Here is a 25012-nt window from a genome sequence, read left to right as displayed (position 1 = left end):
GTTTTAAGTCATGGACTTAGGCTTAAAAGGTAAAATTGCGCTGGTAGCCGCCGCCAGCAAGGGCCTGGGCCGCGCCGTGGCCGAGGAGCTGGCCGCCGAAGGCGTCTCGTTGGTGATCTGCGCCCGGGGCGAGGCGGAACTGCGCGCCACGGCCGCCGCCATCGAAGCCGCCAGCGGCGTGCCGGTGCTAGCCGTGCCCGCCGACCTGGCCGCGCCCGGGGCCCCCGCCGCGGTGGTGGCCGCCGCGCTGGCCCGCTTCGGCCGCGTCGATGTGCTGGTGACCAATGCCGGGGGCCCCCCGGCGGGCGGTTTCGACGCCCTTTCGCCCGAAATGTGGGACGCTGCCACCCGCCTGCTGCTCACCAGCGTGGTGGAGCTGACGCGCGCCGTGCTGCCCGGTATGAAAGCACAGGGCTGGGGCCGCATCCTCAACATCACGTCCATCAGCGTGAAGCAGCCGGTGGATAACCTGATGCTGTCCAACAGCTTGCGGGCGGCTGTAACGGGCATGGCCCGCACGCTGGCCACGGAAGTAGCGCCGTTCGGCATCACCGTGAACAACATTTTGCCCGGCTACACCCGCACTGCCCGCGTCGAAACCCTGGCCCAGGCCATTGCCACCCGCGACGGCATCGCGCCCGCCGAGGCACAGGCCCGCTGGGAAAACGAAATCCCCATGCGCCGCCTCGGCGAGCCGCGCGAGTTTGGGGCCCTGGCCGCGTTCCTGTGCTCGGCGCGGGCCAGCTACATCACCGCCACCTCCATTCCGGTGGATGGCGGGTGGATTAAGGGGCTGTTGTAAAAAGAATGTGCCGAAATGTGAAGATGTGGGGGAATGTGAAAATTAAAGCTGATTTCAATTTTCACATTCCCCCACATCTTCACATTTCGGCACATTCTTTTTACACCAGCCCACGCATCCGCTCAAAGTCCGTCCCCAAAATACTCGTGTCATCCGCGCCGAGCCAATCCTTGAGCACGGTGGCGTAAATGCCGCGAAAATCGACTTGGTGGCGCAGGTCGCCCTGGTCGAGGTTGGCCAGGTCGGGGGCGTCGTTGAGGATGCCTTTTTGCTGGAGGCTACCGCCGATAAGGAAGACTGGGTTGGCAGTGCCGTGGTCGGTGCCGTTGCTGGCGTTCTGGCCCACGCGGCGGCCAAATTCGGAGAACACCAACACCAGGGTGTTGGCCCACTGGCCGTTTTTCTGGAGGTCGTCGGCCAGGGCGGCCAAGCCGTCGCCGAGGTCGGTGAAGAGCTTTTGCTGCTGCTCGTGCTGGCGCACGTGGGTATCGAAGCCGTTGAGGGCCACGTAGTACACCCGCGATTCCACGCCGGAGTTAATCAGCTCGGCGGTGGTTTTCAGGTTCTTGCCAAACTCGGACTGGGGGTAGGTCACGGCCGACTTGTACACCTTCGACTTATTGTAGAGGTAGTCGGCCGACGACGCGGTTTCGGCCAACGTCTGGTAGAGGTAGTCGACCTGGGCGTGGTGGTGGTCGGAGCCGGTTTCACGACTCACCTTGCTCAGCAGGCGGTTTTGGGTGAGCTGATGCAGCTTGTCGGGGTTTTTAAAGGCCAGGCCTTTGCGCTGGGTGCCCTTCATTGCCAGGCTCAGGGTGTCGTCCACTTCCAGGGCATTGTAGGGGTTTTGGCAGCCGGGGGCCCCCGAATCGAGGTAGCGGCCGAGCCAGCCGGTGCTCAGGTTCTGGTCGCTGCCCGAGCCGGTCTGCCAAATGTCCATCGAGCGGAAGTGCGAGCGGTCGGGATTGGGGTAGCCCACGCCGTTGAGCACGGCCAGGTAGCCTTGGTCGTACAGGCTCTTGAAACCCTTCAGCGCCGGGTGGAAGCCCAGCCCCTTGTCCAGCGCCAAAATCCCTTCCGATTCCTTGATGCCCAGCGTAGGCCGGGCCTTGTAATACAGGTCGTTCTGGTATGGGATGACGGTGTTCAGGCCGTCGTTGCCGCCGCCGAGCTGCACCACGATAAGGCGGCGGGCCCCCGGCGCATCGGCCAGCCGGGCCAGCCCGGGGCCCCGGTCGAGGGCGTGCAGTATTTTGGGCACGAACAGAAGCGTGCTGGCTAATATTGAAGTCTGGAGGAATTCGCGGCGTTGCATAAATAGAATAGTTACAGGGCGATTACCGGGCAGCCGGCGAAAAGCCGGCAGCCCGGGCCGGGCTACGACAATTGGTATTCCGGCAGGCTCATCAGGCTGATAAGCGTGTTGCGCAGGGCCTCGGCAGGGACGGGGTTTTGGGCGGCGGCTTGCTGCACCAGGGCCAGGTTTTCGGGCCGGATGGGCGTTTGGAGCAGGAACTCGCTGAGGCGGGCGGGCTGGGCCGGGGCGGGCGTGGCGCCCAGTAACTGTTGCAGGGGCCCTAGCGGCAGGTGGGCCCCGGCGGTGGGCTTCACGGTGCGGTCGGCGCGCGTGAGGTTGGGGGCGATGTCGTTTTCGTCCTGCTTGAGGGCCACGGCGAAGTCGGCGTTTTTGAAGAGAATAGCCGGGATTTGCAGGCGTAGCAGCAGCGACGACGAATCAATCCAGTTGCGGCCGCCGGGCCAGCCGGCCACGTTTGGCGGCTCAAATAGTACCTGGCCCAGGGCCCGCTGGTAGCCCAGCAGGGGCAGTTCGTTATCGAGCTGCACGCCTAGCGTGCGGCGGATGCCGGCCAGCAGCTCCACCGGGCTCTTGAGGTGCGTGCCCACGTTGGCCGGGTCGTAAAACCAGTCGGTCGAAAACATGCGCTCCATTAAATCCTGGATGTCGTAGCCGCTCTTGCGAAACGCATCGGCCAGCGGCGCAATGCGGGCTGGGTCGGGCGTATCGTTCACGAAGAAGCGGTAGAGCTTAGTGGTGAGGAAGGTAGCCGCCGCCGGCTGCTCCAGGATGATGGCTAGCACATCCTCGCCCCGCAGGTTGCCGGTGCGGCCGAGGAAGGTTTTGGGGCCCTCGTCGTGGTCTTGGGGCCGGAACTTGAAGTTGCCCTGCGCGTCGTAGCTCCAGCCGGTAAAGGCGCGGGCGGCTTCCTTCACGTCCTGCTCCGAGTAGTTGCCGCGGCCCAGCGTGAACAGTTCCATCACCTCGCGGGCGAAGTTTTCGTTGGCGTGGCCCTTGTGGTTCTGGCGGTTATTCAGGAATTCGAGCATGGCCGGCTCCTGGCTCACGGCCAGCAGCAGGTCGGGGAATTTGCCCAGCGCGTACTTCCGCGTGGTGTTGTGCAGGCTGAGGGCGGGGCCCGGCAGGCGCACGCGGCAGGCAAAGTGGCCGTGCCAGAACAGCGTCATCTTCTCGCGCAGCTGGGCCGGCGAGGTGGCCATGCGGTCCATCCAGGCCGTCGAGATGTTGATGAACGCCTCGCGCAGGCCCTGGTTTTGCATTTTGCGTTGTTCGGGCGTGAGGTCGGCGCGGCGCAGCCGGGGCACCCCGCCGGGGCCCATGCGGTAGGGCTGGCGGGCGGGCAGCGCGGCCACCGGGGCGGGGGGCGCAGCTTCGGCGGGGCTGCCGCTCATAGTGGCCGGGGCCTGGTCGGGCGTGGTGACCATGCTGGTGGACACGGGGTTTTTAGCCGGCATAGGGCCCCCCGGGGGCACGGCCATCACCGCGCCCAGCGGGTCCTCGAAGTGCATGCTGGGCGCGTCGAGCGGCTCGAACTGCGCCGAATCGCGCAGCAGCTGCCGCAGGGCCTTGCGCGGACTAAGGCCCGCGGCCACGTCCTGGGGCCGGGGCCCGAAGCCGGCGCGCCAATACAAGTGCTGGAGTTGCTGGGTGGTATCCATGCCGGTAAGAGGGCCCCCGGCGGGCAGGGTTTAAAAGACTAGCCAGAATGCACCGGACGCCAGGCCTGAACTGGCCCATTGGCAGAAGTGCAAAATTGGGCAATGGCCCGTTTCCTCCGGCTTGTGCTAAATTGACCGCGACGGGGGCGAAGCCAGCGTTTGTAATCACCAAAATCTATGAAAAAACTAGCCGATTTGCTTCAGCTGGGCGACCCGCGGCTGTACGAAACGTGCGCGCCGGTTTTGCCCGCCGAGCGGCCGTTGGTGGCGGGTTGGGTGGCCGATTTACACCACGTGATGCAGGAAATAAGGGGCCGGTACCATTTCGGCCGGGCCATTGCCGCGCCGCAGCTGGGCATCATGAAGCGGCTGATTTACCTGAACATCGACCGGCCCGTGGTCTTCATCAACCCCGAACTTAGTGGGCTGAGCACCGAGCTGTTTGAGCTGTGGGACGACTGCATGAGCTTTCCCAATCTACTAGTCAAAGTGCGGCGGCACACCCACCTAACCATCAACTATTTGGATGAAAATTGGCAGCCGCAGACCTGGCACATGACGGGCGACTTGTCCGAGCTGTTGCAGCACGAGCACGACCACCTGAACGGCGTGCTGTGCACCATGCGCGCCATCGACGATAAGTCATTCAAGTGGCGGCCGTGAATAGGTTGCCACAGTCAGGCAAAAAACGGTCATGCCCATCTGGCGTTCACCTGTCGAAGCATCTCTCCCGCTGACTAATCAGGGATTACTGCTGCGGGAGAAATGCTTCGACCTCGCTCAGCATGACCGTTTTTTTGTGCTTATATCAGATAATTACCAAGCGTTAAGCCTGCTAAAACCGGGCCCCCAGCACCACCGTTTTCTTGTACTCGCGCCGCTCGCCGCCGGCCGGCCGAAACAGCTCGACGTGCAGAATGTAGTAGCCCACGGCCGCCTTGCGGCCCCCGTCGTCCAGCCCGTCCCAGGCCACGAAGCCGGCGGTGGGCAGGCTCACGTTGCGCAGCAGGCGGCGCGTGAGGCGGCCCACGGCGTCGTACACCGTTACGGAGCCCACGTAGCCGGGCTGGTCGAACTGGTAGTTCAGCGTCGTAAAATCCTGCTGGCCGTCGTCGTCGGGTGTGAAGACTTCGGGCGTTACGGTCAGCTCCTGGCCGCCGCCGGGCGCGTCCTGGGCCTGCGAGTTGGGGCGGCCGGGCGTGGCGTAGCCCACGGTGCCGGCCGCTGAGTGGAAGTTGCTGCCCAGGCTGGGGCCCTGCGCCCGGATGCGCTCCAGCGACACGCCGTCCTGGCTGGCGAGCAGCGGTAGGTGCAGGCTTTTGTTGTAGGCGAAGCGGTCGATTTCCTGGCCGCCCGCATCCAGCAGCACGGCCAGCCCGGCATCGTCGGGCCAGGTGGGCAGGGCCCCCACGGGTAGCAGCGCGGCGGGTTCGGCGCTCGTCGGATACTGCGCCTGCACCGTGGCCGGGCTGGTGCTGAAGGCTACCAATTGGCCCGGCGCCAACACGTAGGCCCCCGGGCTGACAGACTTAGCCGCCGCGCCGTCGCCCACTTGAAACCCCTGCAAGTCAACGTATTTCTGGCTCCGGTTCATCAATTCAATAAAGCGCACGGCCCCCACGCGGGGGTTGAACAGCAGCTCGTTCACTACCACGTCGCCGGGCGCGGCGGCCTCGGGCAGGGCAAATTCAGCGGCTTGCAGCGGGCCGCTGGCGTTGCCGGCGCAGTCGGTGGCGGTTTGCACCGTGAGGGCCGTGGGGCGGCTGGGCGCGAGGGCCCCGGCCAGCGTCAGGTCCACTACCCGAAAGTCGGGCCCCACGGGCGCGGCTCGGGCCACAGCCGGCGCGGGGGCCCCCAGGGCGTAGCGGGCGGGGAGGGCTGCGGCGGCGCTGTCGAGCTTTTCGGAGAAGAACAGGCGCACGGTGCGGGTATCCAGGGCCACGGCGCGGAGCAGGGTGGGTGGGGCGGCGTCGGGGTGCGGGGCCCCGGCGGCGTTGGCGCGGCCGGGGGTGCCGCCGCGCGGATCGGGGCTGGCGGTCCAGTTGTCGGCCCCGGCGCAGAGGTTGGCGGGGTCCAGCATTTCCAGGCTCCAGCCGCCGGCCTGCTTGCGCGCGTCGCGGTACCACGCTTCCGAGTACGTCACCTCGAACAGCACCCGGCCGCCGGGGCCCCGCAGCACCAGCTGGTCGCCGCCATTGCTGAGCGCGGGGAAATTCATGAGCCCATAAACCTTGCCGAACGGGGCAAATTGCGCCGCCCGGGTGCTGCCGCAGACCACCGCGCACTGCCCCGGCAGCAGCCGCGCAGTATCGGGGAAAATGGCCCGGGCGGTGGTACCCGTCTTGCCCAGCCGCACCCCGCGCAGGCTGAGGCTCTTGGTGGCCGAGCGGTTGTAAATCTCCACAAACTCCGATTCGGGCAGGCTGACGGCCGGGGTTTCACGGGTCATTATCTCGGTGATAATCAGGTCGCCAAACCCCGGCGCTACCGGCAGGCCAGCGAAGCTGGCTGCCAGGGGCCCCGGCGCCGCGTTGCCAAACAAGTCGGCCATCTGCAGCACCTCCAGCACGTTGGCCGCCGGCAAATCGGCCCCAAACGTCAGGCGCACCACGGCTGGGTTGTGGGCCAAAATCTCGGCCGCTACCGGCGCTGCGCCGCCGCGCAGCCGGTAGCTGGCCGCCAGGGCCCCCGTGGCCGGGTCCACAGCCTCGTTGAACACTACCTCGACCCGGCGCGTATCCAGTGGCGCGGCCCGCAGCAGCAGGGGCGGCGTGGCATCAACCACGCTGAAATCGTCGAAGTAAAAGTTCTTCCCGTTGGCTGACGAATAGAGCAGGGCTACGCCCGCGGCGGCACTGCGCTGGTGCGCGGCGTCGGTGGCCGGGGCCCCGTCGGCCACGAAATTACGCCCCCCGGTGAGGTCGCGCTCCAGCGTCCAGCGGCTGGCGGTGCTGCGGGTAATGCGCATGCGGACCAGGTTGTTAGTGCTGCTGATCAGCGCCTTGGCCTTGCCCGTGATGAGGGCTACGGCCGCTTTTGCCGAGTCTTTGCGGAATAGGGTGAGGTTGTCGGCGGTGCCGCCCAGGCGCACGAAGTAGCCGCTGGTGGCGGCGTTGCCCAAGTCGGGTCCTGAGGCCATTAGCCACACGTCGGCCACGTTGCTGGCGCTGGTGGCCAGGCGCAGGTTGGCCCAGAATTCCCAGGTGGTACCGGTGCTGGCGCGGCAGGGCGCGGCCAACTGGAGGCGGGTGCCGCTCACGGCTGGGCCGTTGCTTTGCAGCTGATGCTGGGCGTTGACGGTGAAGAAATTGGCGGTGCCGGCCCAGGCGGGGTTGGCGGTAAAATTACCGTCGGCGAAATCGTCGCGCAGTTGGGCCGAGGCCGCGTGGGAAAGCAATAAAAAAGCTACGAATAGTAATTGTTTCGACATTAATAAGTAGACTAAAAGGGTATTAGCGTCGAATGTAAGCCATTTTTGGCGACCTTTGCCGGGGGCGCGCGCCACCTGGCGCGCTCCTTCAACCTCCCCTGGTCGCCTCCCCGAAGCTTGCCGTCGCGGGGGCCCCTGGCCCGGTGAATTGTTCATTGTTCACCGCTCATTGTTAACTGGAATACATGAAACTTGCCATCGTGGGTGCCACCGGCTTGGTGGGCACTGAACTGCTGAAAGTGCTGGCCGAGCGCCAGTTTCCCCTCACCGAGCTGCTGCCCGTGGCCTCGGCCAAATCGGTAGGCCAACTAGTTCACTTCCAAGGCAAAGACTACCCGGTGGTGAGCATGGACGACGCCATTGCGGCCCGCCCCGACATCGCTATTTTCTCGGCCGGCGGGTCGGTTTCAAAGGAGCATGCCCCGCGCTTCGCCGCCGTGGGCACCACGGTGGTCGATAATTCCTCGGCCTGGCGCATGGACCCCACCAAGAAGCTCGTGGTGCCCGAAATCAACGCCAACATCCTCACGGTCGCCGACAAAATCATTGCCAATCCCAACTGCTCAACCATTCAGATGGTGGTGGCCCTGAACGACTTGCATAAGGCCTACGGCTTGCAGCGCATCGTGGTGAGCACCTACCAGAGCGTGACCGGCACCGGCAAAAAAGCCGTGGACCAGCTCATGGAGGAGCGCGCCGGCCAAACGGCCAGCAACCCCGCCTACCCGCACCCCATCGACCTGAACGTGCTGCCCCACATCGACGTGTTTGAGGCCAACGGCTACACCAAGGAAGAGATGAAAATGGTGCACGAAACCAAGAAAATCATGGGCGACAACAGCATCCAGGTGACGGCCACCTGCGTGCGCATCCCAGTGATGGGCGGCCATTCGGAGGCCCTCAACGTACAGTTCCACAAGGAGTTTGCGATGGCCGAGGTGCGCGCCATCCTGCGCCACACCGCCGGCGTGGAGTTGGTGGATGAGCCCAGCCAGAACCTTTACCCCATGCCCAAAGACAGCCACGGCCGCGACGCTGTGCTGGTGGGCCGCCTGCGCCGCGACGAAACCCAGGGCTGCACCCTGAACCTGTGGGTGGTGGCCGACAACCTGCGCAAAGGCGCCGCCACCAATGCCGTACAAATTGCCGAGTACCTGGTAGCCAACAAGTTGGTGGGGTAGAATGTGGCGCGGACTTTAGCTACGCTGGCCTTTGGTTGTAGTTCGCGGCGCTGCCCGGTCGCCCAACGGTAATCGGTAGGACGAAGCGAGCGCCGCGGACTACAACCGAGGGCCAGCGCAGCTAAAGTTCGTGCTACAGTGGTACCGATTGCCGTTGGGCGACCGGGCAGCGCCGCGGACTAGAAAGTCCGCGCTATACTGCTCACGAAGTGGAATGCGAAAACGAAGTAGGATGCGGGGCTTGCCCCCGCCCGTCGTTGAACGGTTCCGTCGGCTTTCGTTCAACGATGGGCGGGGGCAAGCCCCGCACCCTACTTCGTGACGAGTATACATTCAGCTCTATGCGCGGAATTCTGGTTGCCTTGCTGTTGCTGCTCATCTGGCCCGCCCGGGCCCAGGGCCCCGCCGAGCTGCGCGGCCGCGTGGTGGACGCCGAAACCGGCCAGCCGGTGCCCAACGCGCAAGTGGGCGTGGCCGGCAACCGCGTGGGTACCAGCACCAATGCCGATGGGGTTTTCACGCTCAGCGTCCCGCCCGCCTACCAGCACGAGCCGTTGGAAGTGGCGCTGCTCGGCTACCGCAAGTACACCCAGGCCTTGCCGCCGCTGCCGGGCCCCGGGCTGCTTATCCGCCTGCAAATCAGCCCCGCCGCACTGGGCGAGGTGACGGTGACCAGCTCCGTGACGGGCATTGTCCGGGCGGCGGTGGCGCGCATTCCGCGCAACTACCCGGTGCGGCCCACGCGCCTCACGGGCTTCTACCGTGAGGCCGAAAACGCGCGGGGCGACACTAGTCAGTTCCAGTATTTTGCCGAGGGCTTACTGACGGTGTACCAGGCTGGTTACCAGCACCCGGGCGACGACGGAGCGGTCGAAATCCGGGAGTCGCGGAAGGTGGAGCTGCGGGCCCCCGGCACCGCCGACCACAACTGGTATGGGGGCCCCTTCGTGCCACACCAGCTTGATTTTGTACATCGCCGCGCGGCCTTCATCAACCCGGCCCACTTCCGCGACTATGACTACCGGCTACTGCCGCAAACTACGTTCCGGGGCCGGCCGGTGTACGCCATTGCCTTCGCCCCCAAGCCGGGCCGGGCCGCGCGGGCCGATTTTGCGGGCCGGCTGTACATCGAGGAGGGCAGCTACGCCTTTTTGCGGGCCGAGTGGCACCGCACGCCGGCCGGCCTGCGCCACGAAAGCCAGGCGGCCGTGGCCATCGAAGGGCGCAGCAGCCGCGTCGATTACCAGCCCTACGCCGGCCGCTGGTACCTCAAAAGCGCCTGGCACCGCACCCAGGGCCGCCCGCGGCGGGGCCCCAGCGCGCCCGTCGACGTGCTGGTGGAGTACCTGACGACGGCCATCGACACCGCTCAGGGGCCCCGGCCCGGCTACGCGGCCCGCGCCCAGTACCGCGACGTGTACCTGGAAAACGCGGTGCCCTACGACTCCACATTTTGGCAGCGCCAAACCACGCTGGTGCCGCCCGCGGCCGTGCAGCAGGCGCTGCGTCGGGCGGCCGCCCCGGGGCCCGCGGCGGCGGCTGGGGCCCCCGGGCAAGTTGCTGGGGCCCCGGCCGGCCGGTCTGCTCCGGTGCGCCGCCCGAGCCGGTTGCGCTACGGCTACCTGGTGGGCGGCTGGCCGGTGGCGGAGGCAAGCGGTGCGGTGCAGGTGGGGTTTGCGCCGGCCGGCTCGGGGTTTCAGGCGCTGGGCGCGGCGGTGCTGCGGGCGCAAAGCACAACGTATTGGTCAAGTTTCTCTTATGAGTTCAACACCGTGGGTGGGTGGTGGGTGCGCGTGGCCTCGCGCAGCGGCTTCGGGCGGCTGGGCGGCAGCGGCTGGGAAGGCGGCCTGGCCTACGAGCACAACCTAAACCCGCGCCGCCGGCCAATTTTTGCGCGGGCGGGGCTGACGTATTTCCACCAAACCGTGGGCCGCGACCTGGGGCCCTATCACAATCCCGACGCCGGCCTGCGCGTGGCCGGCACCGCTTTCAAAGCCGACGAAATTGGCCTGACGTTGCGCACCACCACCGGGGCCCCCCAGCCCAAGCTGGGCCTGGGCGTGGAGCTGAGCCGCCGCCTGGAGCTGGTGGCCGACGCGGGCTACCTGCTCTTCCCCCGCACTCGCACCCAGCTGGCCCTCGACGAGCGCAGCGGCTTCTGGCTCAGCCGCAGCACTGCCGCCCTGGACCTGCCCGCCGCCGCCACCTTGCGCGTAGACGGCCAGCCGGCCAACGCCGCGCCGTGGCAGCCCGGCCGGCTCACGTTCGGCTTCGGGCTGCTGTACCGGCCGCGGTAGGGCACCTTCTGGAGTTCGTGGAGGTAGGGGCGGGGCTTGTCCCCGCCCGGACGTTTGCGCCAATCCACCGATGCTGTGCAACGACGGGCGTGGGCAACCCCCGCCCTTACATCGCTTAAACTGATATACTGATTTTGAAGCTGCGCATAAGGATCTATCAAGCCAGGGACTTGTCATTCCGACGAAGGAAAAATCTGTAGACGGTCTTTAACTGGTTTTATCCAGGTTCCTCCTTCGTCGGAATGACAAATCCCTGGCTTGATAGCCACTAAGTACAGTCGCGCGGTAATTGCTCCAGGGCCCCGGCCACCCACAACGGCTTGCCGAAGCTGCCGCGCCGGCCGCCCGGGGCCCCCGGCCGTATGGAAGCGGTATGAAGCTAGGTTTGGAATTCTACCAGCGGCCCGACGTGCTGCAAATTGCCCGCGAGCTGCTGGGTAAGCACCTGTACACTAACGTGGACGGCGTAATAACCGCCGGCCGGGTGGTTGAAACCGAGGCCTACCGCCACGAGGGCGACAACTCCATGACGATGCACTTGCAACGCAAGCGCCAGCAGGCCAGCGCTTTGTACGTGCCCGGTGGCCACGCCTACATCTACACCGTGTACGCCCGCCACGCCCTTTTCAACATCGCCACCCACGACGCCGCCCACCCCGACACGGTGCTGATTCGGGCCATCGAGCCGCTGCTGGGCGTGGACGAGATGCTGCGCCGCCGCGGCCTGGGGGCCCCCGTGCGGGCCCTCACTGCGGGCCCCGGCGTGCTTACCCAGGCCCTGGGTATCACCCCTGCCCTCAGCGGCACGGCGCTGGATGGCAACGTATTATGGTTTGAAGACCACGGTGAAACGGTGCCCGCCGCCGCCGTGCTGGCTAGCGCCCGCGTGGGCCTGGCCTACGCCGGCGCCGAAGCCGCGGCGCTGCCCTGGCGCTTCCGCATAAGTAGCAGCCAATGGACGAGCCCCGCTAAATAGGGCCCCGGGGCGGGCCGGCTGGGTCTTTATGGGGGTTGTGGGCAGCCGCGGCGCGGTGGTGCGGCCGGGCGCGCTGCGCCGTGGCCTCTGCTGCAAATTTGGGTAAAGCGTACATGTAATCGACGGGCTGTATATATTTGACGCCGAAAGGATTATTATTCCCCGATTCGTTGTCATTTCCCGATGAAAAAGTCGTTGCTTACCACCATATTAGCCGGAAACATGCTGGCCGCCCGCGCCCAGGCGCCGGCGCTGGCCACGTTTCCGGTGGGCACGGCCACCGTCACGGTGTCGGAACTGACGCCCGGGCTGGCCACGCTTTGGGAACTCGTCTGGGGCCCCGACAATTTCATTTGGGCCACCGAGCGGGCCGGGCGCATCAGCCGCATCAACCCCAGCACGGGGGCAGTGCTGCCGCTGCTCACCATCGCCGACGTGACGCAGAACAACGAAAGCGGCCTGCTGGGAATGGCCCTGCACCCCGATTTTGCCACCCAGCCCTACGTGTACGTGGTGTACAACTACACCGAGGAGGGGACGCTGAAGGAGAAGCTGGTGCGCCTTACCTACGCGGCCGCGGCCGGCACGCTGGGGGCCCCGCTGGTGCTGCTGGGCGGCATCGTGGCCACCACCAACCACAGCGGCTCGCGCCTGCTCATCCTGCCCGACCGCACTATCTTGATGACCACCGGCGACGCGCTGCAAGCCTCCGAGGCGCAAAACCGGGCCTCACTGAACGGCAAAATCCTGCGCCTGAACCTCGACGGCAGCATTCCGGCCGATAACCCCACGCCCGGCAGCTACGTGTACACGCTGGGCCACCGCAACCCCCAAGGCCTTGTGCAGCTGGCTAATAGCCGCATTTACAGCTCGGAGCACGGCCCCAGCAACGACGACGAAATCAATAAGATAGAGAGGGGCCGCAACTACGGTTGGCCCGCCGTGGAGGGCCTCTGCAACCTGCCGGCCGAGGCCGCGTTCTGCGCCGCTAACAACGTGCGCGCGCCCCTCACCACCTGGACGCCCACCATCGCCCCAGCCGCCCTGAAATACTACGACCACCCCGCCATTCCGGGCTGGCGCGGCAGCCTACTGGTGGCAGCCCTGGGCGGCAAGCGCCTCGTGCAAATGCCCCTGGACGCCGCTGGCGCCGCCATCACCGCCCGCAACGAGTTCCTGACGGACTTTGGCCGCCTGCGCAGCCTGTGCGTGTCGCCCGACGGCCGGGTGTACGTGGGCACCAGCAACCGCGACGGCCGCGGCATCCCCGCCGCCTCCGACGACCGTATCCTAGTGCTCGAAAACCGGGCCTACATGCCCACTGCCAATCGCAACGCCGCGGCCGTCAAGTTCGATATTTTCCCTAACCCCGCCCACCAGCAGGCCAACCTCACGCTGCCCGCCCCGGGGGCCCACGTCACCATCTGCGATATGCTGGGCCGCCGCCTGCGCGAGCAATCCGTGGCCGGCCTCACCGCCACCCTCGACCTAGCCGGCCTGCCCCCCGGCCGCTACCTAGTGGCCGTGGCCACCGCTGCCGGTACCGCCACCAAGCCGCTCAGCGTGGAGTAGGGGCCATAAGAATTGTAGTAGTCAATGCATCGTAGCCTCTCGTAATTAAAAAAAAGCAGTCTCATCTCATTAACTGGCTCTCTCTTCAAAAATCCCTCACTCACCTGATCTTTTTAGCGAGGTTTCCAGATTCTGAAGCGATTTTGCTCGCATTCTGCTTATTGTATTTGCATTTACTTTAAAATTGTTCGCTTTAGTTATATAAGGAAATGCTACACTAAATGATCGATATACTAGCGAAAGTGATTGTCTATCAAATTTTTTGTTGAAAAAACGGATACTTACTAATTATCGAAAGTGGGAAGGAATAATCCAGTATCAGTTGGCTTATAGTGTTCGCGAAGATTACGCGCTGCTATTTTTGAATACTCTTGTAGCTCTTCGTCTTCTACAATGAAACTACTAGGAGCATCTATTTTCTTCAAAATACTAACCGCTCTGTTATATTCCCTGCTAAGCTTTGGATTTGTTGGCCGCGCAACTAGAATATCAAATCTATACTGATTTTCCTTTGCCTTATCAGCCAATAGATTAAGATTTCCATAGTAGAACAGAGCCTTCTTATGGATTTCATTCTCGTTTTTTAAATCAAAACTGATCGGCTTCACTAAATTAAATGTGCCATTCTGCCAAGCATAATCGAATATTACTGATGTTGCAGGAACAGAAATTTCCACATCTTTTTTCAATAGTTTAGCAGCACCTGGATCCAAATGCTTAATTGAATTTCTGAATTGACTAAGCAGAAATCCTTCATCTCTTGTTCTCTCATGCAAAGGTGGAGCATATGCTTCTGAGAAATATAAGTCGTAGTAATGATCTAGTAGGGTACCTATATGTGCTGAATGAGGAACAGCTTTTACTGTGGGCGCAAACCGCAAAACAGTAGCATCAGCATCCAATAAACTGTGCCTTAATAGCACTTCATACCCTTCTAAAGTAAGTTCTGGATATAACTCTTTATTAGCACGAGCCACCCACTCGCTAAAAGATTGCAAGTAAACTTTCAATTGACGCTCTGAGAAGTTACTATATAACCGACGAAGACGACGTGAGGAATCTGGAAAGCGGAATTCCAGCTGCCTCTGCTCCGGGAAATAGAACAGTATACCCACATTCACCTCCTCGCCTAAGAAGGGTGAGTGTACATATTTTAGCAGGTTGAAATAGAAGGGTTTCACAGCAAAGTTCTTTTCAGTATGTCTTCAAATTGGCTACTATTGGCATTTTGATAGCGAAGGTATCGGTAGAACGAGGCAAAGTGTTCGACGTCAAATCCTAACTCTATCAACTGTTCGCAGTATGGTAGTAGTTCATCAAAATTAGCGTTTTGCAAATACCATGTGAACGTGTTAAAAAGTTTTAAAATATCCTCTAACTGATTTGATCTGAGATGATTAAAGAAAACATGTTCTTGGTATTGATAAGTCCACTCTCCGATTTCAAGCTCTTTCTGAGCGTAACCAGCGCCTACTATGCTTATTTCATGGTCGATTAGGTAGGCATCTTGGCCTACCAACAGCATATTAGGCTTGATTGCATCACGGTCTCGGTTGAGGATTAGATTGTCAAACGCATATATCGAGGCCATATCATACCCTGCAAGATATCGCTTCGCCAAGGCCGGTGAGAATCGGTGAGGAGTCTCAATATATCGGCAACCATATTTCAAGCCCACTTGTGCTGTTCCTAATTGTTCTAGCTGCTGCGGAGCAAGGGTTTCAATAAAATCCTGAGTAAATTCAACAAAGGCGGCCTGAGGTGTCTGCAATTCAAATAATTCAGCCATTGCAAATCCTAACACTTCGTTCGCCACAGCAGGCTGTGGTTGCAAGGGGTTATCTCTAAAAACTTTTACAACAAATTGATGAGGTTTATTATCCTCGCCAAGAACGTATATAGCCCAAGGCCGCGTAGTTCCTCCTGGCAGTACGTTAATAAAAGACAGGGCTTTGTATATGGGAAGCAAAACAATTGAAAGCGAGTATCTCTGCTGAAGTTGATAAAGATAGTTTTGTCTTCAATTATCTAGCAGATAACATCCACAATGGGCTGTAGATTAAACCATTTACTGCTGATAATCTAAAAAATACCTGTAGTAAACTGAATGCTAAACCAAAAGCCAAAACAGCCACCCATCATTGTAGATAAGTGGCTGTTAATTAATGAGCGAGAAACGAGGTTCGAACTCGCGACCCTCAGCTTGGGAAGCTGATGCTCTACCAACTGAGCTACTCTCGCGGGGTGTTTGGTAAGGCAAAAGTACGGTGCCGGGGCCAATCGACAAGCTCGGCCGCTAAAAACCCGGCCGCGGCGGGCGGCGTATGAAACGGGGTATGGCCGCCGCTCCCCTTTCGCCCGCTACCCGCCGCCTCCTGGGGTGGATGTTCCTCTGGACCGGCATCTTGCTGGGGCTGGGCCAGTTGATTCGACTGAGCATTGCGGCCTATGCGTGGTCCATCGAGGGCATCGAGGGCGGGCTGGAAGTGGGCCTGGTGCTGCTGTACCTGCTGGGCCTGGTGGGGGCCAGCCTGCTGGTGCGTTACGGCCGCCGGCTGCTGCGCGGCGGCCAGCTGGTCGACGGCCCAGTCAAAAAAACTATCCTTTAGCCCCCGCCCCGGGGCTTGGTTGGCCGGCGGGGCCCCACCTTTGCTGCCCTTATGTCGTCTCCCCTCCGCATTGCGCTGGCCAAGGCCAACGCCGCCACCGCCGCCCAACTGGCCGACCTGGGCCGCCAAACCTTCCAGGATACCTTCGCCGCCACCACCGCGCCCGCCGACATGGCCGCGTTCCTGGCCGAAACCTTCGGGCCCGCGCAGCAGCTGGCCGAGTTGCAGGATTCGGCCAACACCTTTCTGCTGGCCCACATGCAGGGGGCCCTGGTGGGCTACGCTAAGCTGCGCGAACCCTCCGCCCTGGGCCTGCCCGAAGGCGAGGACGCCCCCGCCGGCCGCCTCGAAGTGGAGCGCCTCTACGTGGCCGAAGACTGGCTAGGTACTGGCCTGGGTGCGGCCCTGATGCGCGCCGTGCTGGCCTTGGCCGATGAGCTGCACTGCCACGCCGTAGTGCTGGGCGTGTGGGAGAAAAATGCCCGCGCCCTGGCTTTCTACCAGCGGTTTGGCTTCCGTGAAATCGGGGCCCACGACTTCCAGATGGGCCAAACCGTGGACCGCGACCTGATTCTGCGCAAAGGCCTGGCCGGCCGATGAGGGCCCACCCGGGCGACAGCCCCGCCCCGCGCCGGTCCGCCGGGGCCCCACCCGCTCTGAGGCGGCGCTTGCTTGCCGCGGCCCAGCGCGGGCCCGGGCGGCTGGTGCTGCTTGCGCTGGCCGGGGCCCTGGGGCTGCCGGCCTGCCAGCCGGGGACCGACCGCGCCGCGCCCGCCCCGCCGCCCGTGGGCCACTACGCGGGCACGGTGCAGCTCGCCGCCGGGCAGCCCGCCCAGCCCGTAGCCCTGGAGCTGCGCCACCCCGCCCCCGGCCACTACACCGCCGAGCTGACGGGCCCCCCAGCCCTGAGCTTTGTGGCTGACACCGTGGCGTTTCAGGGCGGGGCGCTGCGCCTCGTGCGCCCCGGCCGCCCCGGCGAAACGCTGGCCCTGACCCTCGACGGTAACTTCTGGCGCGGTACGCTGCGCCTTGATTCGGCGCAGGCGCCCGTGCTGCTGGTGCGGCGCGGCCCGCCTACGCCCACCGTTTACCGCGTCGAGGAAGTGCCGCAGGCCCAGGGCTCGGCCTGGCTGTTTGCCCCCGCCGACGTGCGCACCGCGGGCCCCGGCCTGGCCCTGCTGCCCGACGCCGCCACGGGCCCCGCCGCCGCCATCTGGGCCGATGCCCTGGCCCGCTACGGCCTCACCGTGCTGCTGCTGCCCGCCACCGATTCGGCCAGTCCGGCCCCCACCGGGGCTCTGCTGGCCGCCGCCCGCCGTTTGCTACGCAACACCGCCGGCGTGGACACCGCCAACCTTGGCACCTGGGCCACAGGCTCCCGGGCCGACGCCACGGCGCTGGCCCTGGCCGCTCCCGGGGGCCCCCGCACGGCGTTCTTCATCGTGCAAAATGCGCCTGCCGCCGCCGCCAGCCGCGATGCCTACCGCGCCCTGGCCCGCCAAAAGCTGCCCATGCTGGGCCTGTATGGGGGTGGCGGAACCAGCGCCGCCGCGGCCGCTGCCGGCTTGCGCGGGGCCCTGCGCAGCCCAGCCGTGCGCACCTACCGCGCCGCTGGGCCTGGTTTGCTGGTGCCCGGCCCCGGGGGGGCCACCTTCGCCCCGGGCCTGCCCGATGCGGTGGTGCAGTGGCTGCCCCGTCCGCAGTAAGTGCTCGTTTTTATTTAAACAGACAATTAGAACGTCATGCTGAGCGCAGCCGAAGCATCTCTATTGCTTCGCTAAACAATTGATTTAGTGTGTAGTAGAGATGCTTCGACTGCGCTCAGCATGACGTCCCAATAATTCATTTAATTTCAAACAAACGCTTGGCGCTGCTACTGCGGCAGCGCTACCGTAACGCGGTGGGCCAGCGGCGGGGCCCCGGGCGGCGTGGTGGGCAGCGGATGCGGGCTGTAAACGGCGCACAGCGAATGACTTACCTGGTACAGGTAGCCGGGCGCGGCGGCGGGCAGGCCGTCGAGTAAGCCGGCCAGCACCTCCCAGCGCGGGGCCCCGGGCTGGCGGCTGGCGTCGTGCCACACCACCACGGTCTGGGGCCCCACGAGGTGCGCGAACACGCGGGCCGTGTCGCGGCGCACGGCCTCGTAGTGATGGTCGCCGTCGATGAAAATCAAATCAAACGGCGGGCCCAGGCCGGCGAAATCGTAGGTGGCGGAGTTGCCGTGCAAGTGCGTGACGTTGGGCAAAGCCTGCGAGAAAAACCCGTGCAGGCCGATGTATTCCTCCGCCAAACCCAGGGCCTGCATCTCGGCGGCCGATAGGTTGAGGGTGTGGACCGAGGCGGCGACGGCGGCCACGTTGGCCGCGCTCTCGCCCCGCCAGGTGCCGATTTCGAAGTAGCGGCAGCCGGGGCGCTGGCGGGCCAGGCCGCGCAGCAGCAGCAAATCGGTGGGTAGCGAGCCGCCGTCCTGGAAGGCGAAGGGCGCTGCGGTATCGGTACCGTTTGGGGGCAGAAAGTGGCGCAGCGGCACCACTGGCAGCCCCTGGGGCCCTACGCCCCAGCGGGCGGCGTGGGCCCCGGCCCGGCGTTGCCACGCGCTGGTGTCGGCGGCCAGCACGGCGTTTAGCAGCCAGGGGTTGCGCGCCAGGCGGGCGAGGGCAGACAGGGTTTTGGAGAGGCGCGACACGGGCACGAAGCTAGCCCCGCCGGCCGTAGTACGGCTGTAGTGCGGACTTTGTAGTCCGCGGATCTGAACGGTCGCTGAGCGGTTATCAGCAGGACGAAGCAAGAGCCGCGAACAGTCGCCCAACGATTAATCGGCAGGATGAAGCGAGAGCCGTGGACTACAAAGTCCGCGCTACAGCCGCGCTACAGTTACAGCAGCAGCAGGCCTTTTTCGCGCAGCAGCTGCCAGGCGGGGCTGATGAGGAAGGCCTCGAACGGACCTGCCGCAGCTGGGAACGTAGTGGCGGCTTCTTTTAGCAGCACTTTCGTATCGTAGTCGTGGGTCAGTTTGACGAGCAGCTCGTACAGCCAGCGGCCGGCGGCTTCGGGCGCCTTCACCTCGAAATCCTCGGCTTGCTCGTAGCAGGTGATGATGGCGCGGGCGCCTTTTTTGCCGGCTTCGACGTGTAGCTCGGGGGCGTTGCCGAGCCAGAACAGGCGCTGGTTTTGCTTGGCGAAATCGGGCTTTTCGGGGGCTTGCAGGGCCTGGGCCACCAGCTGGCGCGGGGTGGTGGTTTTGGGCGTTTTGAAGTCGAACCAGAAGCTCAGCGGCTCGTTCAGGGCCACGCCGTGGAGGTAGTTGTAGAGGCTTTTGGCGAGGCCCGGGCCGAAGGCTTCGTGGTCGGTGCCCAGCGGGTCGTCGTGCCAGAGGTCGTTCCAGGCGAAGCCGGCGGGCTCGGGGCCCACGGCAGCCACCTGGTACTTGGCGGGGTTCTTTCCCACCGGCGAGTGGGCCGTCATCGAGAAGCGGTGCCAGTAGCCGCTTTGCACCACGCCGGCTGCGAACAGCTGCCGCACAACTTCCAGCGAATCAACGGTTTCCTGGGCGGTTTGGGTAGGGAAGCCGTACATCAGGTAGGCGTGCACCATGATGCCAGCCTGCGTGAAACCCTCCGTGACGCGCGCTACTTGGCCGATGGTGACGCCCTTTTCCATGAGCGCCAGCAGCCTATCCGAGGCCACCTCCAGGCCCCCGGAAATAGCGATGCAGCCCGAGGCGGCCAGCAGCCGGCAGAGGTCGGGCGAGAAGGTTTTCTCGAACCGAATGTTGCCCCACCACGTGATGGCCACGCGCCGCCGGAGTAACTCCACGGCCAGGTCGCGCAATGCCAGGGGCGGGGCGGCCTCGTCCACGAAGTGGAAGCCGGTTTGGCCGGTTTGGGCAATCACTTGCTCGATACGGTCCACGAGCAGCGTGGCCGGTGCGGTTTCGTAACGGCTGATATAGTCGAGGGTTACGTCGCAAAACGAGCAGCGTTTCCAGTAGCAGCCGTGGGCCACGGTGAGCTTGTTCCAGCGGCCGTCGCTCCAGAGGCGGTGCATGGGGTTGAGCACTTCGAGTACCGAGAGGTAGTCGGTGAGGGGCAGGTCGGAGTAGTCGGGCGTGCCCACTTCGGGGTGCGGCACGTCGGGGTGCGGGTGGTTGACGTACTGAATCTGGCCCGCGTCATCGCGCAAAAACGTGCGCTGCAGCTCGCTTTGCGGGATTTTGCCGGCCCAAAAATCGAACAGCCGCAGCCAGGGCCCCTCGCCGTCGTCGAGCGTCAGGTGGTCGATGTAATCGAAAAAGCGCGGCTCCTGGATGGTGCGCAGCTCCGTATTGGGGTAGCCGCCGCCCATGATGGTCCGCGTTTCGGGGCGGGTTTGCTTGATGTGCTGGGCCAGGCGCAGGGCCCCGTAGAGGTTGCCGGGGAAGGGCACGGTGAAGCCCACCACGTCGGGCTGCGTGCGCGCCAGCAGGGCGTCCAGCTCTTCCAACAGCAGGGTATCCAGCAAATTAGCCGACGCTTGCAGGGCCTGGTGCAGCGGCTCGAAGCTGGTGGCGGAGAGGGCCAGCTTTTCGGCGTAGCGCGAGAAGCCGAAGTGGGGCCCCACGGTTTCCTTGATGAGGTCGGCCAGGTCCTCCAGGTAGAGCGTGGCCAGGTGGCGGGCCTGGTCGGTGAGGCCCATCGTGCCGAAGGCGGTTTCGAGGTCGGCCACGTTATCGAAGCGGCTGGCTTCGGGTAGGAAGCGGCCGTGGCAGATGCGCGGGGCTATGGTCAAGTCCTTGTTTTGCAGGAACCTGACAACTGGCGCGATGGTGGTTAGGTAGCGGTTTTGCAGCCGCAGCATCCGTTTGGCGTTATCGCTGAGGCTAAAATCGCCCGCTTCTATTTCGGCGAAAACCCGCTTCAAACCATCGACCGAAAACAGCCGCAGCACCAGCGCCAGGCCCAGGTCGGCCTGCGCCACGTCGTAGCCGCGGCCCTTCAAAAACCCCTTGATGTAGGCCGTGGCCGGATACGGGGTGTTGAGCTGCGTGAGCGGCGGGGTGATGAGCAGAATTTTGGGAGCAGCGAGCGACACAGTAGCCATCAACCCGGCCAGGGGGCCCCGGGTTCAGTGGCCGCAAAGGTCGGGCAGAATCGGTGGCGGTTACGCGGCGTGCGGAAACGGGCCGGGCTGCCGGCTTTCCGCCGGCTGCCCGGTAATCGCCAGGGGCCCCAGGAGCGGCCCATGCTGGCGCGGGTTGGCCCGGGTGGGGCCCCTGGGAAAACCCGATGATTCAGCGATTCAACGACTAGCGGGCAGCCGGCGAAAAGCCGACAGCCCGCCCCGCCCCGCGCCCGCCTGCTGCTACATCTTCATCCCGCTCATTTTGCCCATGCTCATCCAGGGCGCGTTCAGGCGCACGTACACCGAGGCCGAGAGGGGCACGTCGCCGTAGAGCGGGCGCAGCGCGGCGGCCGGCACGTAGCCCGTGAGCTGGCCGCCGATGTGTACCTCGGGGCCCCGGAAGCCGTCGGCGGTGAGGCGGTAGCTGGCCCCGAGCGTGAGGGCGTGCACGTTGAAGACCGAGAAAATGGGCTCGTCGGCGGGGCCCTGCAAGTAGTAGCCCAGCTCCTCGCTGTCCTTCTGCACGAACTCGTAGCGGCCGTAGAAGGTGGGGCGGCCCAGGGTGAGGTTGGTTTCGGCCAGTACGGCGTGCTCGGGGTGCGGGGTGGAGCCCTGGTTCATGCCCCAAATTAGGGCCGAGGCGATGTAGTGGCGCGCATCGCCGAAGCTGTGGCTGTGCAGGATGCTGGCCGTGGTGCGGGTCACGTTTTCGTCGGGGTGCAGGTCCTCGGGGCTTTTGATGAAGGCGCGACTCACCTGCAAAGCCAGCTCGCGGCTGGGGTTCCAGTTCAGGCGGGCGGCCCAGGAATCGGCGCGGGGCTTATCGAAATTATAGCGGTGCTCGTCGGGCTCACGGCCGGTGAAGTTGCTGCCTTCCAGCTTGAACTGCTTGTAGCGCACGCCCAGCGTGGCCACCCCGAAGGCGATGTGCGTGGCATCGGTCCAGTGGTGGGAGAGGGGCGCGTCGGGGTTGGGCATGGCCGAAATGCGGTGCATGAACGCCACCGGCCCGATGGCCGGCTCGCCGGGGTAGCCCAGATACAGGCTCACGTCCACGTCCGGGCTCAGGGCCTGCACGTAGCCCACGCTCAGGCCCGAAAACAGGTCGTGCGGGTGCTGCTTATCGATGAGCGGCTGGCCCTTGTAGCTCTCGCCGGTTTGGAACAGCAGCGGGTAGCCGCCGCGGGTTTCCGTCAGCGCGTCGAGCGACATCATCAGCGTGAGGTTCAGCAGGCCGTGGGGCCCTACGTTGCGCTGGGCCATGGCCATGCCCCAGTTGGGGCCGTCTGCGGCGTTGGCGTGGCCGCGGCCGCCGCTGTGGTTGAAGTTCTGGCTGGTGTAGCGGCCGTAGGCGCCACCGTGGGCCATCACCATCCAGGGGCCCTTGTGGGTCATCCACATGTACATGGGCGTGGCGTCGGGCTGCCAGCTGGTGGCCGAGCCGTTGCGGCTCATGGGCAGGTTGCGCGAGGTGGCGGCCGACATGGTGGGGTTGTCGTCGGAGCTGCTCATGCCCATGCCTGCGTGGTCCATGCCGCTCATGGGGGCCATTGGTTTTTTGGGGCGGGCGGTGTCGGCGGGCATCGGCATGGCCATACCGGGCATGGTGCCGGGCTGCTGGGCGTGCGCGGGGGCCCCGGCCAGGGCCACGAGGGCCGCGGCCAGCAGGCTGGCGGCGGCCCGCTTGGGGCCCCGGGCGGCGGAAGGGAGTAGCGGAGTGTGCATAACCTTACAACGTTCGTTTTCCTCACCCGGTTTTCACGCGGGCCAATGCAATTCGGCCCGGGAGCCCTCACGATTTGGGGCCCCGCCCGAATGGTATTGGCTTTGGGCCGAATGCTGCACGCCCCCGGCGGCCGGGGCCCCGTAAGCCAATGTGGGCGGCACGTCGCCGCTCATTTGTTCCACTTATTCCTGCCCCAGTACATGGCCATTTCCACCGCCCCCCGCCCCGCCCACCAAGACGTGCTCGACGCCCTCGCCCGTTGCGTAGCCGCCTGCGAGCACTGCGCCACCGCCTGCCTCGGCGAAGACGATATTGCGATGATGGTGCCCTGCATCCGCCTCGACCGCGACTGCGCCGACATCTGCCGCCTCACCGCCGCCTTCATCGCCCGCGGATCCGACCACGCCCCGCACGTGCTCAAAGAGTGCATTGAAATCTGCCAGAAGTGCCACGACGAATGCGCCCAGCACAAGCACCAGCATTGCCAGGAATGCGCCGCCGCCTGCAAAGCCTGCCTGGAAGCCTGCAAATCGTATAAATAACTTGTAGCGTAGCTAAAGTCCGCGCTTCAGCGCTACAGCCATCAACCAAAAAGGGGCCCCCACCAATTTGGTAGGGGCCCCTTTTCATAAATCTAAAACCTGTGCCTTACAGCGCGTCGAGCGAGAGGCGGGCCGGCAAGGATTGGCGGCGGAACTCGCTCACGGAGTGGCCCGTGACCTGGCGGAACTGGTTGCTCAGGTGCTGGCCTGAGCTGTAGCGCATCTGGTCGGCAATCTGGTTCAGGGTGAGCTCGCCGTAGCTGAGCAGTTCCTTTACGTGCTCGATTTTGAGGCGGATGAGGTACTTCTCGATGGTGAGGTGGGCGGTGCGCGAAAATACCTTGCTCAGGTGCGAGTAAGTAGCGGCCAGCCGCTCGGTGAGGAAGGCCGAGGTGGTGAGCGGCGAGCGGGCCGTGCGCAGGTGCTCGAGGTAGTCGGCGAGCAGGGCTTTGATTTGTTCGGTGAGCTGCTCGGCGCGGCCGCGCAGCAGCTCAAAGCCGGCGGCCTCGAGCAGCGGGGCCACGGTTTCGGGATCGACGGGGGTGGTAGCGTCGAGCTCGGCGGTGCCCAGCGTTACGGCTTTGGTCTTGTAACCGGCGCGCTCCAGCAGGTTGTGCACGGCCTCGACGCAGCGCGGGCACACCATGTTTTTGATGTATAGCAGGTTCGTAGACATATAACTAACGTTTTGAAGGCCGCCCTGCGGCGGCGGTTGAAGATACGGAACGAACAGACTCCCGGGCCAGGGTCGGGCGGGGCCGCCGAGCCGCCGGGGTGGGCGACGAAGCCGCCCACCCCCGGCCAAACCAATGCTCGGTGGCCCAGCCCACAAACGGTACCACGGCTAGGAAGGTAACAGCCAGCAGCCAGAAAAAGATAAAGAACGCCGGGGCCAGCCGGCTGAAGAAATGCCCATCGGCCCCGAACACGTAGCCCACCAGCGCCAGGGCCAGCCCGAAGCTGACTGCTGCCAGCACGCCTACCCGCCGCCACGGCCCGGGGGCCAGGAAACGGGCAAAGCGCAGGCGCAGTGGCTGGGGCATGGAGGGCAATTGAGCAGGTGAAATTACACGGAAATTTATAAGGGCCTCGCGGGCCGGGCCGCTACAACGCGCCCCGGTCCCGGAATAGTGCCCTCCGCTACGCCAGCACCGCCAGCAGCTCGCGCTGCAACGACTGGCCCTGGTCGGCGGTGTACCACTCGTTCATCTGGCGCACAATGGCGGTCGTGTGCTGTTCGGGGTCGGCGTGCAGGCGTTGGGCCAGCTCGTGCGCTTCGGCCGGGCGGGGCCCCCACTCGGCCACGGTTTCGCCGGTGGCCGCGTCCTGCATCACGAGCTTGGGAATGCTGTTTTTGCCGTTGGTTTGGTGGGCGGCCATGAAGGCGGGGTGCTCGGAGCGCAGCAGCACGTGCAGGGCCACGCGGCCACCGCTGCCTTCGGCTAGGTGGGCCAGTAGGGGCAGCTCGTGGGCGGTGTCCCCGCACCAAGCCTCGCCCAGCACCAGCCAGCGCTGGGGGGCGGGCAGGTGGCGCAGGCGGTCCACGAGTGCGGGCAGCAGGGGCAGGGCGTAGGCGCGGTCGAGGTGCTGCTGGTTTTGCTCGGTGAAGCGCACCAGCGCGGGGCCCTGGTCGGGGCCGGTGGTGCGGTGCTCGGTGGCCAGCGTGCCCACCAAGGCCCGGAACTCGGCGTAGGTGTAGGCCGGGGCCGGCAAAGCATGGGAAGTGGAAGAGGCGGACATGAGCGAAGAAAGGCGAAAGGGCGAAACGGCCGGGTAAAATAACCAGCCGCCGGGTAGTTAA

The 25012-nt window shown here is 64.5% G+C and carries 21 protein-coding genes and 1 tRNA gene; 10 read left to right on the top strand and 12 right to left on the bottom strand.

What is annotated here, in order from left to right:
- Window positions 1-10 precede the first annotated feature (10 nt).
- Window positions 11-802: an SDR family oxidoreductase gene (locus DDQ68_RS13370; RefSeq protein ID WP_109656741.1), complete on the top strand. Its 792-nt coding sequence runs from the start codon at window positions 11-13 to the stop codon at window positions 800-802.
- Window positions 803-902: 100 nt separating this feature from the next.
- Here the strand turns inward: DDQ68_RS13370 and DDQ68_RS13365 are convergent, their stop codons facing one another.
- Together DDQ68_RS13365 and DDQ68_RS13360 are read right to left on the bottom strand one after the other, a co-directional pair.
- Complete coding sequence (locus tag DDQ68_RS13365) at window positions 903-2117, bottom strand: DUF1501 domain-containing protein (RefSeq protein WP_109656740.1); 1215 nt, start codon at window positions 2115-2117, stop codon at window positions 903-905.
- Between the two features lie 62 nt (window positions 2118-2179).
- Window positions 2180-3778: a DUF1800 domain-containing protein gene (locus tag DDQ68_RS13360; protein WP_109656739.1), complete on the bottom strand. Its 1599-nt coding sequence runs from the start codon at window positions 3776-3778 to the stop codon at window positions 2180-2182.
- Window positions 3779-3955: 177 nt separating this feature from the next.
- Between DDQ68_RS13360 and DDQ68_RS13355 the strand changes: the two genes are divergently transcribed.
- Window positions 3956-4441, top strand: coding sequence for a peptide deformylase (locus DDQ68_RS13355; RefSeq protein WP_109656738.1), 486 nt, complete (start codon window positions 3956-3958; stop codon window positions 4439-4441).
- A 172-nt stretch (window positions 4442-4613) separates the two neighbouring features.
- On the opposite strand, the gene DDQ68_RS13350 is transcribed toward DDQ68_RS13355, so the two are convergent.
- Complete coding sequence (locus DDQ68_RS13350) at window positions 4614-7208, bottom strand: lamin tail domain-containing protein (RefSeq protein ID WP_109656737.1); 2595 nt, start codon at window positions 7206-7208, stop codon at window positions 4614-4616.
- 185 nt (window positions 7209-7393) lie between these two features.
- Between DDQ68_RS13350 and DDQ68_RS13345 the strand changes: the two genes are divergently transcribed.
- From DDQ68_RS13345 to DDQ68_RS13330, 4 genes are all read left to right on the top strand, one after another.
- On the top strand, window positions 7394-8389 hold the full coding sequence (locus DDQ68_RS13345; protein ID WP_109656736.1) for an aspartate-semialdehyde dehydrogenase: 996 nt from the start codon (window positions 7394-7396) through the stop codon (window positions 8387-8389).
- A gap of 341 nt (window positions 8390-8730) precedes the next feature.
- The gene (locus DDQ68_RS13340; protein ID WP_162550094.1) at window positions 8731-10686 is read left to right on the top strand and encodes a carboxypeptidase-like regulatory domain-containing protein; all 1956 of its coding nucleotides are present in this window, start codon (window positions 8731-8733) and stop codon (window positions 10684-10686) included.
- 373 nt (window positions 10687-11059) lie between these two features.
- Complete coding sequence (locus DDQ68_RS13335) at window positions 11060-11662, top strand: DNA-3-methyladenine glycosylase (RefSeq protein WP_109656734.1); 603 nt, start codon at window positions 11060-11062, stop codon at window positions 11660-11662.
- Window positions 11663-11845: 183 nt separating this feature from the next.
- Complete coding sequence (locus DDQ68_RS13330; RefSeq protein WP_109656733.1) at window positions 11846-13234, top strand: PQQ-dependent sugar dehydrogenase; 1389 nt, start codon at window positions 11846-11848, stop codon at window positions 13232-13234.
- 284 nt (window positions 13235-13518) lie between these two features.
- On the opposite strand, the gene DDQ68_RS13325 is transcribed toward DDQ68_RS13330, so the two are convergent.
- The 3 genes from DDQ68_RS13325 to DDQ68_RS13315 form a co-directional block, all read right to left on the bottom strand.
- A complete protein-coding gene (locus DDQ68_RS13325; protein WP_245897442.1) occupies window positions 13519-14349 on the bottom strand; it encodes a hypothetical protein in 831 nt (276 codons plus the stop codon).
- Between the two features lie 62 nt (window positions 14350-14411).
- Window positions 14412-15203 (bottom strand): HipA family kinase, encoded by a 792-nt coding sequence (locus DDQ68_RS22900; protein ID WP_162550093.1) that lies wholly within the window; start codon window positions 15201-15203, stop codon window positions 14412-14414.
- A gap of 199 nt (window positions 15204-15402) precedes the next feature.
- A tRNA-Gly gene (locus tag DDQ68_RS13315) sits at window positions 15403-15475 on the bottom strand.
- A gap of 95 nt (window positions 15476-15570) precedes the next feature.
- On the opposite strand from DDQ68_RS13315, the gene DDQ68_RS13310 reads away from it, so the two are divergent.
- The 3 genes from DDQ68_RS13310 to DDQ68_RS13300 all read left to right on the top strand — a co-directional run bounded on the left by DDQ68_RS13310 (window position 15571) and on the right by DDQ68_RS13300 (window position 17549).
- A complete protein-coding gene (locus DDQ68_RS13310; RefSeq protein WP_162550092.1) occupies window positions 15571-15843 on the top strand; it encodes a hypothetical protein in 273 nt (90 codons plus the stop codon).
- 51 nt (window positions 15844-15894) lie between these two features.
- Window positions 15895-16443: a GNAT family N-acetyltransferase gene (locus DDQ68_RS13305; RefSeq protein ID WP_109656729.1), complete on the top strand. Its 549-nt coding sequence runs from the start codon at window positions 15895-15897 to the stop codon at window positions 16441-16443.
- A gap of 68 nt (window positions 16444-16511) precedes the next feature.
- Window positions 16512-17549 (top strand): hypothetical protein, encoded by a 1038-nt coding sequence (locus tag DDQ68_RS13300; RefSeq protein ID WP_162550091.1) that lies wholly within the window; start codon window positions 16512-16514, stop codon window positions 17547-17549.
- 167 nt (window positions 17550-17716) lie between these two features.
- On the opposite strand, the gene DDQ68_RS13295 is transcribed toward DDQ68_RS13300, so the two are convergent.
- The 3 genes from DDQ68_RS13295 to DDQ68_RS13285 all read right to left on the bottom strand — a co-directional run bounded on the left by DDQ68_RS13295 (window position 17717) and on the right by DDQ68_RS13285 (window position 22668).
- Window positions 17717-18631 (bottom strand): class I SAM-dependent methyltransferase, encoded by a 915-nt coding sequence (locus DDQ68_RS13295; protein ID WP_162550090.1) that lies wholly within the window; start codon window positions 18629-18631, stop codon window positions 17717-17719.
- Between the two features lie 86 nt (window positions 18632-18717).
- On the bottom strand, window positions 18718-20922 hold the full coding sequence (locus DDQ68_RS13290; protein ID WP_109658429.1) for a B12-binding domain-containing radical SAM protein: 2205 nt from the start codon (window positions 20920-20922) through the stop codon (window positions 18718-18720).
- A gap of 261 nt (window positions 20923-21183) precedes the next feature.
- A complete protein-coding gene (locus tag DDQ68_RS13285) occupies window positions 21184-22668 on the bottom strand; it encodes a hypothetical protein (protein WP_109656726.1) in 1485 nt (494 codons plus the stop codon).
- 201 nt (window positions 22669-22869) lie between these two features.
- Between DDQ68_RS13285 and DDQ68_RS13280 the strand changes: the two genes are divergently transcribed.
- Window positions 22870-23211, top strand: a complete 342-nt coding sequence (locus tag DDQ68_RS13280; protein WP_109656725.1) for a four-helix bundle copper-binding protein — start codon at window positions 22870-22872, stop codon at window positions 23209-23211.
- 106 nt (window positions 23212-23317) lie between these two features.
- On the opposite strand, the gene DDQ68_RS13275 is transcribed toward DDQ68_RS13280, so the two are convergent.
- The 3 genes from DDQ68_RS13275 to DDQ68_RS13265 all read right to left on the bottom strand — a co-directional run bounded on the left by DDQ68_RS13275 (window position 23318) and on the right by DDQ68_RS13265 (window position 24951).
- Window positions 23318-23887: a helix-turn-helix domain-containing protein gene (locus DDQ68_RS13275; RefSeq protein WP_109656724.1), complete on the bottom strand. Its 570-nt coding sequence runs from the start codon at window positions 23885-23887 to the stop codon at window positions 23318-23320.
- Window positions 23888-23891: 4 nt separating this feature from the next.
- The gene (locus DDQ68_RS13270) at window positions 23892-24254 is read right to left on the bottom strand and encodes a hypothetical protein (RefSeq protein WP_109656723.1); all 363 of its coding nucleotides are present in this window, start codon (window positions 24252-24254) and stop codon (window positions 23892-23894) included.
- Between the two features lie 97 nt (window positions 24255-24351).
- Window positions 24352-24951 carry a thioredoxin family protein gene (locus DDQ68_RS13265; protein WP_109656722.1) on the bottom strand — a complete coding sequence of 200 codons (600 nt, stop codon included), beginning with the start codon at window positions 24949-24951 and terminating at the stop codon, window positions 24352-24354.
- Window positions 24952-25012 lie beyond the last annotated feature (61 nt).

It is taken from the genome of Hymenobacter nivis, assembly GCF_003149515.1.
GTDB classification, from domain to species: domain Bacteria; phylum Bacteroidota; class Bacteroidia; order Cytophagales; family Hymenobacteraceae; genus Hymenobacter; species Hymenobacter nivis.
The sequence above is the reverse complement of the archived record's forward strand: the minus strand, read 5'-3'. Positions and strand labels throughout refer to the sequence as shown.